The organism is Actinomadura rubteroloni (assembly GCF_002911665.1).
Taxonomy (GTDB): domain Bacteria; phylum Actinomycetota; class Actinomycetes; order Streptosporangiales; family Streptosporangiaceae; genus Spirillospora; species Spirillospora rubteroloni.
In genome coordinates, this window is record NZ_MTBP01000002.1 from 1331635 (window position 1) to 1345357 (window position 13723).

The following is a 13723-nucleotide window of genomic DNA, read 5'->3' on the forward strand; positions in this document are numbered from 1 at the left end:
ATCAGCGACCCGTCCGGCGGGACGCGATGGCCTGCTCCACCTCGCCGAGCGCGGTCGCGAACCGGGTGGCGGGGGCGGCACGGGCGACGGCGCGGGCGTCGTCCATGCGGTCCACGTCGCGCAGCGCGGGCAGGTCCGCGACCGTCAGGCCGAGCGCGGTGAGACGGCGGCGCTGCGACAGGAGCGTGGACGCACGGCTCATCGGCACCCCCGCGCACACGCCCGGGACGTGCCGCCGCAGCCCGATCGCCCAGTAGCCGCCGTCGTCGGCCGGGCCGAGCACCGCGTCCGCCGTGGCGAGCGCGGCGAGGGACGCGCCGAGCAGCGCCGGGGTGACCTGCGGCGTGTCGTAGGCGATGAGCAGCGCGGGCGTCCCCGCGTCGGCGAACGCGCCCTCCAGCCGCTCGCCGAGCCCGCCGCCGCGCTGCGGGACGACCTCCATCCCGGCGGGCAGCCACGGGCCGGGCGGACCGTCCAGCACCAGGCACGCCCACGCGGGCCGGGCCGCCCGCGCCGCGCGCAGCGTGTCGACCAGCATCGCCTCGGCGAGCGCGGACGCCTCGCCCGGCGTGCAGGGCGGGCAGAGCCGGGTCTTGACGCGTCCCGGCTGCGGGCTCTTGGCGAGGATCAGCAGGCCCGCCGCGTCGCCGGGCAGCCGGGACGGACGGCGCGGCCCGGTGCGCTCGGCGCGGGCCAGCGGCTCCTCGCGGGGGCGCGGGATCCGCCACGTCCGGTGCGAGTGCTCGATCACCAGACCGCCCCCCGGGCGAGCCTGGTGAGGACGGCCGGGTCCGGGCAGGTCAGGGCCAGGGCGTCCCGGACGGCGCGGCACGGGTCGCCGGCCAGCGTCCGGCGCGTCGCGGCGGCCGTGCGCGGATGCCGGGCGACGGCCTCGCGGACGCGGTCGTCGTCGTGCCCGGCGAGGTCGGCGAGCAGCGCGGCGGGGCAGGCCGGGTTCCACGCGACGGCCCGGCGCCGTCCGCGCCGTGCGAGGGCGCGCAGCAGGCCGGCGGGGGCGCCGGGGTTGCGGGCCGCCGCCGCGACGACCGCTTCGTCCGGATCGTCGGCGAGCGCCGTCAGCGCGGGCGCGGGCGTCCGGGGATGACCGGCGGCGGCCGTGCGGACGGACGCGTCGGCGTCCACCGCGAACAGTGCGAGCAGCCGTGGCTGGCAGGCGGGGTTGCGGGCGATGGCGGCACGCCGGTCGTGGTCGGCGCCCGCCGCGCACCGCGCGCGGCGCGCCGCCGGAAACGCCGGGTTGCGCAGCGCCGTGGCGGCGGCCTCGGGATCCCCGGCGAGCAGGGCGAGCACAGGTCCGGCCGTCGCGGGGTTGCGGGCCACGGCCATGCGGACCTCGGCGGCGGGATCGTCGGCCAGCACGGCGCGGACCGGGGACGGCGTCGCCGGATGGGACGCGACCACGACTCTTGTCCACAGGTCGTCGTCCGGACTTGCGGTAAGCCGCTCGGGCGGGTAGTCGGGGTGCTGCAACGCGGTGTCGCGGACGGCGCGGTCCACGTCGTCCAACAGTGCGAGGCAGAGCACGGGATTCACGGCCGCCGCCGCACGGACCGCCGCCACCGGATCACCGGCGAGCCGCGCGTGCCCCGGCGGAATCCGCCCCGCGACGGCGGCGCGGACCAGCGGATCGGTGTCCTCGGCGAGCGCACGAAGCGTGCCCGGCTCGCAGGCCCGGTTGCCCGCGACGGCCGTCCGGACGCCCGGCTCCTGATCGAGGGCGAGACCGCCAAGCCACGGGACGGCGCGGGGATGCGCCGCCGCGGCCGTGCGCGACCGCGGCCCGCCGTGCGCGGCCTTGGCGAGCAGACCGGCCGGGCAGGCCGGGTTGGCGAGCAGGAGCCCGAGGTCGGTGGTCATGGTCCGAGCCGCCCCGCGACGCGGACGCGCTCGTCCGGCAGGTCCGCGTCGAGCGTGCGCAGGAAGTCCGCCAGCCGCCGCTCGGCGCGCTCCCGCCCGTAGTGCGCGGCGAGCCACGCCGCCGGGGCCACGTCCTGCCCGAGCAGCCGCGCCGCCGCATCGCCGACATCGCCGTCGTCTTCGAAGAAGGCGCCGGTGGCGGGACCGACGTACTTCCACCCGCCGAGCAGGCCCGCCCGCACGAGGACGGGCACGTCCAGCGCCAGCGCCTCCGGCAGGGCACGCGGCGAAGCATCGAGCCGATGCGGGACGAGCACCATCCGCGACCGCGCAACCAGACCGAGGTAATCCGCCCACGGCACCGGCGCGCTTACCTCAAGCCCCGGAAGATCGGGCACGTCCGCGCGTCCCACCACGAGAACGCGCAACCCCAGCTCGGCGCACAACCTGCGCAGGCACGCCTTGGCCAGCTCCCAGTCCTTGGCGACCGCAGCACGGTGGCCAGGCTGGCAGACATACAGGACATCCCAGCGCTTGCCCGGCGGACCATCCGGCGCACCCAGCGCCCGGACCCGGTCGATATCGGTGAAGTCCGAATTACTGAACAGCAGGCGCGGACGATTCGGCGGAAGAAACCGCCCAGGCTCCCGAAAACAGTGGCACCAAGCCGCGCAGACCGCAACGAAATCACTGCGCCAGCCGTCCTCCGGGGCACGGCGCTCATCGACCCAGATATCCCGAAACCCCTCATGATAAAGCGGAAAGGGACCACAACTACAGAGCCCGACCATGCGGTGCCGAGCGGCGAGCGCACAGAACACGGTCCGATGCTCAGACCGCACGGGCTCCCGGACGAAGGCGAAGCCGGTGTCGCGTCCGCGCTCGTCCACGATGTGCCGCAGCGCAGCCGGAAGGTCCGGAACATCCGAGGTCAGCGGCCTGCTCCCTCCGCTAGGCGAAGCAGCCCCGACCCGCGCCCACACCCCCGGCCCGCGCCCCGCACGACGGCCGCCCCCATGACGCACCTCCCAGTCGCAGACCGTCCGAAATTCGCGCCACCACGCTTTCCCGCAGCGAACGTCCGCCCACGCTAAGCCCGCCCCACCACACTGTAAAGAGGGCAAAATCCGCCCACCAAAAAGACACGAACACAAATCCCCCCTCCACCCGACCGATAACACGCCACCCCATAAAACCCGCCCCCCATACCCCCCGAACCCCGACCCACAGCCCCGATCCCCCACCCCCGCACCCCACGAGCCCCCCGACCCCCACAAGCACCCCGACACGCCTGGTACCCTGGAACAGCCGACAGGCCGGTCACCACGACCCCGTCGGCACGCGCCGTTAGCTCAATTGGCAGAGCAGCGGACTCTTAATCCGCGGGTTCGGGGTTCAAGTCCCTGACGGCGCACCCGAACTGCACAGACTCCCATGAGGGCGGCTTCGAGCCCCATCAAAACCCCACCAGGGGGGACTAAGCCGCGTTGTTGCGGCGGGCCAGCGCCTCACGTGCGGCGTCTCGCCCTTGCTCGGACCCGTCGGTGTACATGTCGAGGGTCGTTGCGATCTTGCTGTGGGCCAGGATGAGCTGGACCATCTTGAGGCCCACTTCGTCTCCGACGAGGAACGTGGCCAGGGCGTAGCGGAGCTGGCGGGGTGTGGCCTTGATCTTCGCTTTCTTGCACGCCTTTACCACGTCCCCCACCACGGAATCGGATTGATCCACGCACAGGCCCAGCCGCCCTCCGCCTCATCGGCGAACTAGGGAACGACCCGATCTTCCATCACCGGGTGTGGCGGTGGGCCCACCCCGAAGCCTGGCAGAAGATCACCTATCTGTTCCCGACTTCAAAGGGCCGTGCGGCGCCCGAACCGACCGCCCGACGCACCTTCCCGCGCGACCAGCTCGCCGGCCTGGACCTGGTCCTCAACACCTGATCAACGGCTGCCTGGGCGTGCGCGCCCAGGCAGCCCCCGCACGTCAGGTCCAGCACCGACCCGTCCCGCTGCGGCGACGAGAACCGCGTTGTAACCGGTGCCCCGTACCGATCTCCAGGACGCTCATGCCCGGTTTCAGCGCTCCTCCACCGAGACCAGCGAAGCGCCGGGCGCTACCAGAAAATCAAGCCGTTGAGAGTCATACTGCTGTTGCACTGGGTCGGGGCGTCATTAGTGTACGACGTCGCCAATGCTCCTGAAGGGTCATCACCAGGCGGGATATACCGGAAAGAATGGTAAATACTTTCCTTTCGGGGAAAGCCTCCCTGTTTCCCGGATACATCCCTGCCACCGGTCTTTCCCCGGAAGCATTTGCAATCGTCGTCCCACAGCCCCGAGTTGTACAGATCGTAAATCCAGGCCCAGCCGGGGACCTTCCAGATCTTTCCTTTGAAACCGTACTTCCACCCCAGGAACCAGTAACTGGAGTGCCACTGCTCATGGAAGACCACGCCGACCTTAGTGCCTTGCGGCAGTGCCAGCCTCCTGCCGGTCGGCGGCCAAAGTTTCGCCTCCCTCCACCATGTCGCACCCAACTCCCCGAACTTGCCGATCGAGCAGTCGACCTCAAGGTAGGGCATCGGCAGGGTTGGCCGGCACCACAGCATGTACTTGGTGTAGTTGGTGTCCTTCTTGTTCTTCAGTCGCAGTTCAGAGTGTTGCTCCAGTCGGTCGAGGCACAGGACGAGATCCTGGTCTTGATAGACGGCCAGGTAGAAGTGGTCACGCTGGCCGCCTTCGCTGGGAATGATCGCCCATCGAGTGGCTTCGGCAGGGCTCGTAGCGACGACCTTGACTTCGTGATCGGACGTCTTCTGCAGGTAGGCGTCCTTACCGGCCATACTGCGAATGCACATCGGATAAGGCTCACCGGGACGCGTCGCGGGTGACGCGTCCCGGCCGTCGAGATCGTCCATCGGATCGAACATGAAGATTTGGTTGTTGTTTCCGTGGATATCGAACGCGATGACCTTGCTGCCAATGCCGGTGGCGTCCAGTACGAGGTATTTACTCGGACCCTCCTGGTGAAGAGGAACCAGGTGATAGTAGGCGAAGAACTCGACGCTCCCCTCCTGGGGCCACCTGGCGGTCTCGGCGTTTCCGGGAAATTCCGTCATGATCTGAGTACCTCTTCTTTCGCGAAGTCGGTGATCTGCGTCGCCCCACGGAAGGGCACCCAGGGGCGTCAGGGCGTTCGATCTGGGCTCGCTGCGGCCTCGGCCACCCGATCCGGATTCGCTTGAACGTCGTAACCCGGACAACATCGCCCGTGATCCTTACGGTGTCCCGCACTCCCGCCCTACGCGATTCGCCTACCCGCGTATGAGCCGACGCGACCCCATGCCGAAGCAAGAAGAAGTCACGTACCCGGCAACCCGCTCCCGCGCGAGCAGCCCTGGCACCTCGCCGCCCCGCTGGGCCTCCACCAGATCCCCATCGACGGGGTAGAACGCAGCTTCAACGGCCTCCACCGAACCGGAAGAGAAGAGAGCCGATCACGGTCCTTAGCTGCACAAACACCGTTCGAGCATCACTAGGCCGAACCAGGCGCCAAGAGCCAGAATCCCCCTCAATTAATTTGCGGGTTCGGGGTTCAAGTCCCTGACGGCGCACCCCGCATTCCCCCGGCGCACACGCATGATGCCGCCGGATCGATCCAGCACGGATCACCAGGCGGCCGTCACGCACGTGTTCGAGCCCTCGCCGCCGCGAACTGGAGGCTTGAACACGTGGCACGCCGGGATCAGAACACGGTGAACGGAACCGCGTGGCCGGATGAGTCGAGCGGCGTCACGGTCCACCAATCGCCGCGGCCGGCTCCGTCACCGTCCGCGGCGATCGAGCCGGTCGGGTCCGCGTCGATGACGAAGTAACGTCCGGTCGGAACGCCGTGCAGAGCGGGCAGCGGCCGGGTCGTGACCGTCCTGTCGACGCGGTGCGGGTAGACGATCCGCACCGAGGTCGCGTTGGCGGGGACCGGGCCCAGGAGGAAGAACGACGAGCCGGGGCCCTGGGAGAAGTCCCAGAAACTCCCGGACGGCCTGGCGTCGTATTCGCACCCTCCGCCGGTCTGCCGCCGACCGGCCATCAACGAAAGACAGAGTCTCTCCTGATGGCGGAGAAAACGGTTGCGCTCGACGCCGGCTTGGAGCGTCCAAGACTGACCACCCGCGGCGGTCCCTCCGGTCAGCGTCACCGGGTTTCCGACGGTGATCTTGTGCTCATTTCGCCAGTCGTCGTACTTCACGAGACCGCCACCCGCCACGCAGGCCCCAGCGACGACGGCAGCGACAGGCGCGATCACCTTGCGCTTCATCATCGCTCCTCGCTGCGATCGCCGCGGGGCCCGCGCCAGTTGACGAATATGGTGTTCCCGACGTCGACGTTTCTGCTGCCCGAGACGGCCACGCTTCCCTTGAGCCAGAGATAATGCACCACATGGCTCCCGCGTGGCGACATCGGCCACCCGTCGCTGTGCGGGCCTTAGGCGCGTTGGTATTCCTCCCAGGTCAGTTTCGGGACGGGTGGGCCGTCGTCGGGGGCTCGGTCGGCCAGGCCGTTCAGGCCGAGGTAGTAGTCGCCCGCCTGGTGCTGGGCTTGCGGGGACTGGTCGGTGTCGGAGATCGCCACCGCGTGGATGTGGTAGCCCCAATCGCCCTGTGACGGGGTGCGGAGCCAGGCTGCGAAGCCGACCTCGCGCAACGTTCGCACCACTGTGGTCCGTGTTGCGGTGGTCATTCCGGAGACGGAGAGGTCCACGACTCCGCCGCCGTCGTGCGTGCCCGCCGAGGACGTGTCGCCGCCGGGGTTGTAGGAGCCCTGGGTGATCACGAACTCGCGGCTCAGGCGGCGTTCTGCCTCGGCCAGCATCGTCTTCGTGCGCGTGTTGACCGTGGCGCCGCGGTAGGTCGTCCGGGCGCCGGGGGTCAGTTCGCGGACGACCGTGAACCGGCCGTCGCCTAGCGTCCGCAGGGATGTGCGGCCCGGTAGGCCGGACGCGTCCAAGCCGGTGTAGCCGAGTGATCGCTGGTAGGCGGCGTAGGCGTCGATGGTCTTCGTGCCGAAGTAGCCGTCCACGTAGGCCGGGTCCAGGAGGTTCCGGGCGTCCAAGGCCTGTTCGACAAGGAGCACGCTGGCTTTTGCGCCGGGCGTGAGGGTGTCGTCGGCGCGGCGCGGGTCGATCTGTGCCGCTTTGACGACCGCCTCCATGTCCACCGAGGGCAGGGCCGCGGAGGCGGGTGAAGCCACGGTCGTTCCCAGGAGGGCGAGCAGGACGACGCCCGCTAGTCGTTTCCGCATGGCGCTCAGCCGCAGTGCTCGAACGGGCTGGTGTACGACGACGATCCGACCGATCCGCCCCACTTCACGCACAGGCCGCCGGCCGCCCGCGACACCGGGCCCGCGTAGTAGGCGAAGCTGCCCGAATCGGTGACCGTCGTACCGCCCTCCACCTGGAGGTGCGCCGACACTGCGGACGGGGTGCCGACGTTGGACGACTTGAGCGTCACCACGCAGTTCCGTGCCGTGGACGACGCGTACAGCAGGTAGACCCGTCCGCCCGTCAGACCGTACGAATCAATGACCGAGTAACCGGAGCCGCACACCTCGGCGGCGGTGTACGGGTTGCCGCCGCACGCATTGTGGCTGGTGAAGTCGGTGTGGCCGTAGTACGGGACGGCCCGTCCGTCGAGGACGGCCTTCTGCGTCGTCCCGTTGAGCCGCTGCTCGTAGTGCAGATGCGGACCGGTCACGTTGCCGGTGGCGCCCGCCTTGCCGATCTGCTGTCCGAGGGACACCTGCTGCCCCACCGAGACCTGCTGCGCGGACAGGTGCGCGTACCGGGTCCGGTAGCCGCCTCCGTGGTCGAGTTCGATCCATTTGCCGTAGCTGGTGGAGCCCTCGTCGGCGACGCGGGTCACGGTGCCGCCCGCCGAGGCCAGCACCGGCATTCCCGTGATGCCGTCCTTTTGGAAGTCGACGGAATAGGGCGGGTTGTGGCCGGAGAACGTCGCCGCCGTGACGACCGTTCCACAGGTGAACGGGACCTGGAAGTCGGGTGCCGCGACCGCCGGGGCCGCGAGGCCGGCGGACGCCAGGACTCCGGCCGCGAGGACGGCGAAAGCCCGGATGACTCGTCGCATTTCTGAACCTCCACAAGGGGAGACGCGCGGACAGCCATTGATCGGCCCAACTATCACATGGACGGGCCGCCGCGAGCAGAGCCGGACGAATTAATAATGCCGTAACAAAAGGTATTCAGCCCATACCGGCAGGACGGCTGACCTGGCCGGACGAGAAACTTCCACAAAACGCGCCGCGCAACGCGGGCAAGAGCGCGTTCCGCAGGACGAGTTCGGCGGCTTCGGAAAGTTCCGCGACGCGGACCAGCGTGTGCGCCGCGCGGAACCGGCTTCCACCGCCTCGCCGAGCAGGCGGTCCTTGCTGCCGAGCAATGGATCGGGTCGGAGCGCTCGATACCGAGGCCGTCCGCCGGCTCGGTGAGCCGCAGCCCGGCCGGGCGTCGGCGCGCGGCTCCAACGCGGCGGACGGGAGCAGTTTCGGCGCGCGGGTCCTGCCGGACGAACCGGCGTCCGCCGGACCGAGACCGTCCGGCGGGCGGCGCGGACGTCGCGCGCATGCGACGCGACCTGCGCGACCACCGCGAAGATCACGCTGCGTGACGGACGGGCCGGAAAGCGGCGCACGCCCTCCGATTTCCGTGACGGAACGTGCGGGATTGTTACCGCCAGGTGAAGCGGCAGAGCAAATGACTCAATGAAGCATGATGCCTTCTCCGGACGGGTCGGGAACGATGGCGGACTATTCGCCGCCTTCTCCCAGCAGCGAAGGAGTTTCACCGTGCCCCCCGCCCAGCCCGATTCACCGTTCCTGCCCGCCCCCGTCGCAGCACCGCCCGTTGAACCGGTCCAACCGGTCCCGCCCGTCCCGCCCCCGAAGATCCGGGCCGTTCCGGATCCGCCGCCGTCCCCCCGCTCGCGGATCCGGACGGCCCCCCACACCAGCGCCCAGGTCCTGGCCGTCGGCCCGCCGGGGCCGCGGCTCGACCGCGTGTGCGAGGCGCTGCTCGAAGGCGGCCACCACGTCCAGCACGCCGTGCCGGGCGACGTCCGCCGCCAGGTCCAGATGGCCGCCCCGGACGCCGTCGTGGCGCTCGCGGGCGAGGACGGCGGCGACGAACTCGTCCGCGAGGTCCGCCAGGTCCCGGCCGGACGCGCCGCGCCGCTCGTCGTCGTCACCGCCGTGCCCGGCCCGGAGGGCGTCGTCGCCGAGCTGCGCAGCGGCGCCGACGACTGCGTCCACGACACGTCCGACCCGGGCGAACTGCTCGCCCGCGTCGAGGCCAAGCTGCGCCGGGTGCCGGTCCCGGTCGAGCACCTGCCGATGGACCTCGGCACCGGCCTGTACTCGCGCCAGCACTTCCTGGACGAGGTCGACCGCGAGCTGCAGCGCCCCGAACCGGGCCCGCGCAGCGGCGTCGTCGCGGTCGTCCAGGTCGCCGAGATGGAGGCGCTGGAGGCGCGGCTCGGCTCCCGGGCGCGCCGCGAGGTCGCCGAGCGGATGGCGAGCGTCGCCGAACGCCTCGGCCGCGCCAGCGACCGGTTCGGCTGGCACGAGGGCGGGCAGCTCCTCATGCTGCTGCCCGGCGTGGACGCGCACACCGCCGAGCACGACCTGCGCGAGTTCGCCGACGCGGTCGCGGGGACGCGGTTCGTCGTCGCGAACGAGAACGTCCTGCTCACGCCGCTGATCGGGTGGGCGCCGCTCGCCGGGAGCGGCGACCACGCCGCCATCTTGGAGCGGGCCGCGAACGCCGCGGCCGAGGCGGCGCGCCACCGCGACCTGCAGCCCGTCCGGTACGAGCCGTGGATGCGCGGCGACCCGGACCGGCGAAGACCGTTGCAGGCGTTCGCGGGGGCGTTGATGCCCGTCCTGTCGCCGGTGCTGATGCTGCTGCTCGGCGTCGGCGTGCCGCTCGCCGGCTACGTCCTGCTGGAGCAGATCGGGTGGGACGCCGGGCCGCTCATGTACTGGGTCGTGTCCGGGGCGCTCGTCCTCGCGGCGGCCCTGGTCGTCCTGGAGTGCCTGTACTCGCTGGACTCGGTGCCCCGTCCGGCCGCGCCCGGCGCGCCGTACCCGCCGGCGAGCGCGATCATCTGCGCGTACCTGCCGAACGAGGCCGCGACGATCGTGGACACGGTCGAGTCGTTCCTGCGTGTGGACTATCCGGGCCAACTGGACATCGTGCTCGCCTACAACACGCCGCGTCCGCTGCCCGTCGAAGACGCGCTGCGCGAGATCGCCCGCCGCGACCCCCGGCTCGTGCTGCTGCCGGTGCCGGGCAGCACGTCCAAGGCGCAGAACCTCAACGCGGCGATCACGCAGGTCAGGGGCGAGTTCGTCGGGATCTTCGACGCCGACCACCACCCGCACCCGGCCGCGTTCCGGCTGGCGTGGAACTGGCTGTCCAACGGTTACGACATCGTCCAGGGGCACTGCGCGCCGCGCAACGGCCACAGCTCGTGGGTGGCGCGGATGGTCGCCGTCGAGTTCGAGGCGATCTACGCGGTGAGCCACCCGGGCCGCGCGCGGATGTTCCAGTTCGGGCTGTTCGGCGGCTCGAACGGCTTCTGGCGGACGGAACTTCTCGCGTCCACCCGCATGCACGGCGCGATGCTCACCGAGGACATCGACTCCACGATGCGCGCCCTCCAGTCGGGCGCGAAGATCGCCTCGGACCGCGAGCTGGTCTCCCGCGAACTCGCGCCGACGACGCTGCGCGCGCTCTGGCACCAGCGGTCGCGGTGGGCGCAGGGGTGGTCGCAGGTATCCCGCAAATACCTGCGCTCACTGCTGTTCTCCCGCCGGTTCACCGCGCGCCAGCGGTTCGGGTTCTTCATGTTGCTCGGCTGGCGCGAGGTGCAGCCGTGGCTGACGCTCCAGATGCTGCCGATCCTGATCTATTCGGTGTGGCGGGTCGGGGGCGTCGACCGTCTCAACTGGGCCGTGCCGCTGTTCCTGCTGGCGACCCTGTTCACCGTCGCGACAGGACCGATCCAAGCGGCGTTCGCGTACCGCCTCGCCGCGCCCGTCGTGAAGAAACGACGGTCCTGGTTCTTCCTGTACCTGGTCATGTCGGCACTGTTCTACGGCCACTTCAAGAACCAGGTCGCGCGCAACGCCCATTTGAAGGAACTGCTGGGCGTCCGGCAGTGGCGGGTCACCCCGCGGACGGCGCGGAGCGACGACTAGTGGCGGCGCTGAACGGCGTCGCGCGTCCGGTGCCCTCGGCGCGCGCGCCCGAACTCCCCAAGCACCCGCCCGAGGGCGCGCCGAGCGGCGGACGGGTCCGGGAGCTGGAGGGCTACCGCGGGCTGGCCGCGATCAGCACCATCCTGTTCCACGTCTGGCAGCACTACACCCGCTACGGGCCGGACGGCGCCCACCCGCCTGTGCACAACCGCCTGCTGGCCGCGATGCTGTCGTTCGAGGTGGTCGACCTCTTCTTCGTCCTGTCGGCGTATCTGCTGACGCTGTCGTACGCCCGTGCCGCGATCGACAGGACGAACTCCCAGCCCGCGAAGTCGTTCCTGTTCCGGCGGGCCGTCCGGATCCTGCCGCTGTACTGGTGCGCGATCCTGTTCATCTGGGCGACGCGGAACCCGCGGCTGCCCGGCGACTGGCGCGACCTGCTGGAGCACCTGACGTTCACCCAGGTCTTCGACCAGAAGCGGATCTTCTACACGATCGGCCCGTCCTGGTCGATGTCGCTGGAGATCATGTTCTATGGCGCGCTCGTCCTGCTCGGCCCGCTGGCCGCGCGGTCGTGCGCGCGGGTCGAGGACCGCTCACGGCGGATCATGATCTGCGCCGCCGGCTGCCTGGCGCTGTACGTCGGGCCCGTGCTCTGGCTCGCCGTCGCGCGCTATGGCCTGCACATCCCGGTCACCGAATGGCCCGCCTACTTCGGGCCGCAGGCGCGCTTCCACGCGTTCGGCGCCGGGATGCTCCTGGCCGTCGTGATGGTCGGGCTCGGCGACCGGGGACGGCTCGGGCCGTCCGCCGCGCGGTTGCTGCGGCTGGCCGTCCCGGCCGCGCTGGTGCTGCTGACGTACCTGGCCACCACGCCGGAAGGCCCGTTCGCGATCTTCTACCACCCGATCTGCGCGGTGCTGTGGACGGCGCTGATCTACACGACCGTCCACGGGTCGGGCGACAACGCGTGGCACCGGCTCCTGCGCTCGCGGGTGCTCACCGCGATCGGGCTCGTCAGCTACAGCGTGTACATGTGGCACGAACCGATCATGATCACGCTGGGCCGGGCGGGGCTGATCCCGACGAGCCAGTCCGCGTTCCCGGTGACGTTCGTCATCCTGCTCGCCGCCGTGCTGCCCGCCGCGACGCTCAGCTACTGGCTCATCGAATACCCCTCGGCGCTGCTCCGGCGCCTTCGCCATCCGACCCGGGGAAGCCGCGACTTCTACCCCGCCATCAACCAGCCCGCTCCTTACGACCGCTGATCCCACTGCGCGGGGAACGGCGCGCGTCCGGTCACGGTGACCGGACGCGCGCCGTTTCCCGTCTGCCTACTGACGGCTGGGCTGGGCCGAGCCGAGTTCGGCGTGGACGCCGTCCCAGAACGCCAGGTCGGCGTCGTCGGCGAAGTGCGAGACGCGGTTCCAGAACTCGCGGTCCTCGGCCTCGGCGGCGACCGCCGCCGTCACGGCGGGCATGACTGCCGTCACGGACTCGGCGAAGTCCAGGTCGGCCGGGGTGATGTCAGCCGGGAGCGTCACGCGGTGGTGCCGGCCGCGCCGGCGTCCGACCAGGCCCAGCGGACGCGCCGGACGGTGGTGCTTGCCCCGTTTGCGCCGCTTCGACGGCTCTTCGACTTCGACGGCCTCGGCGACGTCCGGCATCGCGGCGTCCGCGTTGGCCGCGGCGGCGAGCATCGGCAGCAGCGCGCGGTGGTGCCTGCCGCGCCGCCGCACCCGGATCGGCGCCTCGGCCGGGACGCGCGCCGCCAGCGCACGGCCCGCCGCCAGCGCGACCGTCCCGCACACCGCGACCGCGAGCAGGCCGCCGAGCAGGCCGTCCTGGGAGATGAGGGGCTCGTCGTGTTTCGGAACGTTCCGCTGCACGGTCGCGACCGTCGCTGCGGCGGGCTCCGGACGGGAGTGCCGCGCAATGTACGCGCCGTCCTTCACCTTCGCCGGGTACCCGTAGCCCACGACGTCGCTGAAGTCGCGGGTCTTGCGTTTGAGGTAGATGCCGTCGGTGTTGCCCTCGATGGTGTGGAGAGTCCGTCCCTTCACGCTCTCCACGATCCCCACATGGCTGATCCCGTCGATGCTCCGGGACCCGCTGAACGAGTAGAAAACGATCGCGCCGGGCTCCGGCCGCGTCCCCCACGCGCCCTGCTCCTTGAACCAGGTCGCGTGCTCGATCGTGGACGCGAACTGGCCGACCCGGTCCACGACCCCGGCCTCGTGCGCCGCCCACGCGATGAACATGTCGCACCAGGGCGCGGTGCTGAAGTAGTCGTCCCCACCGCCGACATTGCTTCTGTACCAGTCTCCGTACTTGGTGTAGCCGCCGGACTTCTCGTGGTACCCGAGTTCCTTCTTGGCGACCTTGAGCAGTTTCTCGCCTATGTGATCGGTCATCGGCTCTCCTCGGCGCCGCCTACCGGGTTAGCTGACGGGTTCGGACCAGGAGCAGGCCCTACCGCGCGCGGCGGATTCACCCCGGGAACAGGTGGTTCCCCGGTTCCCGGCGGACGTGGGGGGCGGGCGCCCGGCCGGGACTCGGCGGTCGGCCCGCG

At 70.7% G+C, this 13723-nt stretch carries 12 protein-coding genes, 1 tRNA gene and 1 riboswitch; of the genes, 4 read left to right on the forward strand and 9 right to left on the reverse strand.

Annotated elements, in window-relative coordinates; translation table 11 throughout:
- Position 1: 1 nt before the first annotated feature.
- The 3 genes from BTM25_RS17770 to BTM25_RS29255 are packed head-to-tail and all read right to left on the reverse strand — an operon-like array spanning position 2 to position 2768.
- Complete coding sequence (locus tag BTM25_RS17770; protein ID WP_328589651.1) at positions 2-751, reverse strand: TIGR04282 family arsenosugar biosynthesis glycosyltransferase; 750 nt, start codon at positions 749-751, stop codon at positions 2-4.
- Positions 748-1878 carry a hypothetical protein gene (locus tag BTM25_RS17775; protein WP_103563981.1) on the reverse strand — a complete coding sequence of 377 codons (1131 nt, stop codon included), beginning with the start codon at positions 1876-1878 and terminating at the stop codon, positions 748-750. Before BTM25_RS17775 ends, BTM25_RS17770 begins: the two co-directional genes overlap by 4 nt.
- Complete coding sequence (locus BTM25_RS29255; RefSeq protein WP_146059071.1) at positions 1875-2768, reverse strand: glycosyltransferase family protein; 894 nt, start codon at positions 2766-2768, stop codon at positions 1875-1877. The genes BTM25_RS17775 and BTM25_RS29255 overlap by 4 nt, the downstream gene beginning before the upstream one ends.
- A 451-nt stretch (positions 2769-3219) precedes the next feature.
- Between BTM25_RS29255 and BTM25_RS17785 the strand changes: the two genes are divergently transcribed.
- A tRNA-Lys gene (locus BTM25_RS17785) sits at positions 3220-3292 on the forward strand.
- Positions 3293-3355: 63 nt separating this feature from the next.
- Here the strand turns inward: BTM25_RS17785 and BTM25_RS17790 are convergent.
- Complete coding sequence (locus BTM25_RS17790; protein WP_168212143.1) at positions 3356-3586, reverse strand: tyrosine-type recombinase/integrase; 231 nt, start codon at positions 3584-3586, stop codon at positions 3356-3358.
- An 86-nt stretch (positions 3587-3672) separates the two neighbouring features.
- On the opposite strand from BTM25_RS17790, the gene BTM25_RS29740 reads away from it, so the two are divergent.
- Positions 3673-3819 carry a hypothetical protein gene (locus BTM25_RS29740; RefSeq protein WP_168212144.1) on the forward strand — a complete coding sequence of 49 codons (147 nt, stop codon included), beginning with the start codon at positions 3673-3675 and terminating at the stop codon, positions 3817-3819.
- Positions 3820-3992: 173 nt separating this feature from the next.
- Here BTM25_RS29740 and BTM25_RS17795 read toward each other — a convergent pair whose 3' ends face one another.
- From BTM25_RS17795 to BTM25_RS17810, 4 genes are all read right to left on the reverse strand, one after another.
- Positions 3993-4997, reverse strand: coding sequence for a hypothetical protein (locus tag BTM25_RS17795; RefSeq protein ID WP_103563984.1), 1005 nt, complete (start codon positions 4995-4997; stop codon positions 3993-3995).
- Positions 4998-5623: 626 nt separating this feature from the next.
- Positions 5624-6199, reverse strand: coding sequence for a hypothetical protein (locus tag BTM25_RS29260; protein WP_146059072.1), 576 nt, complete (start codon positions 6197-6199; stop codon positions 5624-5626).
- Between the two features lie 164 nt (positions 6200-6363).
- Positions 6364-7128, reverse strand: a complete 765-nt coding sequence (locus tag BTM25_RS17805; RefSeq protein ID WP_235828459.1) for a peptidoglycan-binding domain-containing protein — start codon at positions 7126-7128, stop codon at positions 6364-6366.
- Between the two features lie 56 nt (positions 7129-7184).
- Complete coding sequence (locus tag BTM25_RS17810; RefSeq protein ID WP_103563987.1) at positions 7185-8021, reverse strand: M23 family metallopeptidase; 837 nt, start codon at positions 8019-8021, stop codon at positions 7185-7187.
- 718 nt (positions 8022-8739) lie between these two features.
- Here BTM25_RS17810 and BTM25_RS17815 point away from each other — a divergent pair.
- Positions 8740-11151 carry a glycosyltransferase gene (locus tag BTM25_RS17815; RefSeq protein ID WP_205648134.1) on the forward strand — a complete coding sequence of 804 codons (2412 nt, stop codon included), beginning with the start codon at positions 8740-8742 and terminating at the stop codon, positions 11149-11151.
- A complete protein-coding gene (locus BTM25_RS17820; protein WP_168212145.1) occupies positions 11151-12419 on the forward strand; it encodes an acyltransferase family protein in 1269 nt (422 codons plus the stop codon). The genes BTM25_RS17815 and BTM25_RS17820 overlap by 1 nt, the downstream gene beginning before the upstream one ends.
- A 66-nt stretch (positions 12420-12485) precedes the next feature.
- Here BTM25_RS17820 and BTM25_RS17825 read toward each other — a convergent pair whose 3' ends face one another.
- Complete coding sequence (locus BTM25_RS17825) at positions 12486-13565, reverse strand: CHAP domain-containing protein (protein WP_103563990.1); 1080 nt, start codon at positions 13563-13565, stop codon at positions 12486-12488.
- A gap of 1 nt (position 13566) precedes the next feature.
- Positions 13567-13687, reverse strand: a riboswitch (cyclic di-AMP (ydaO/yuaA leader).
- Positions 13688-13723: the final 36 nt, after the last annotated feature.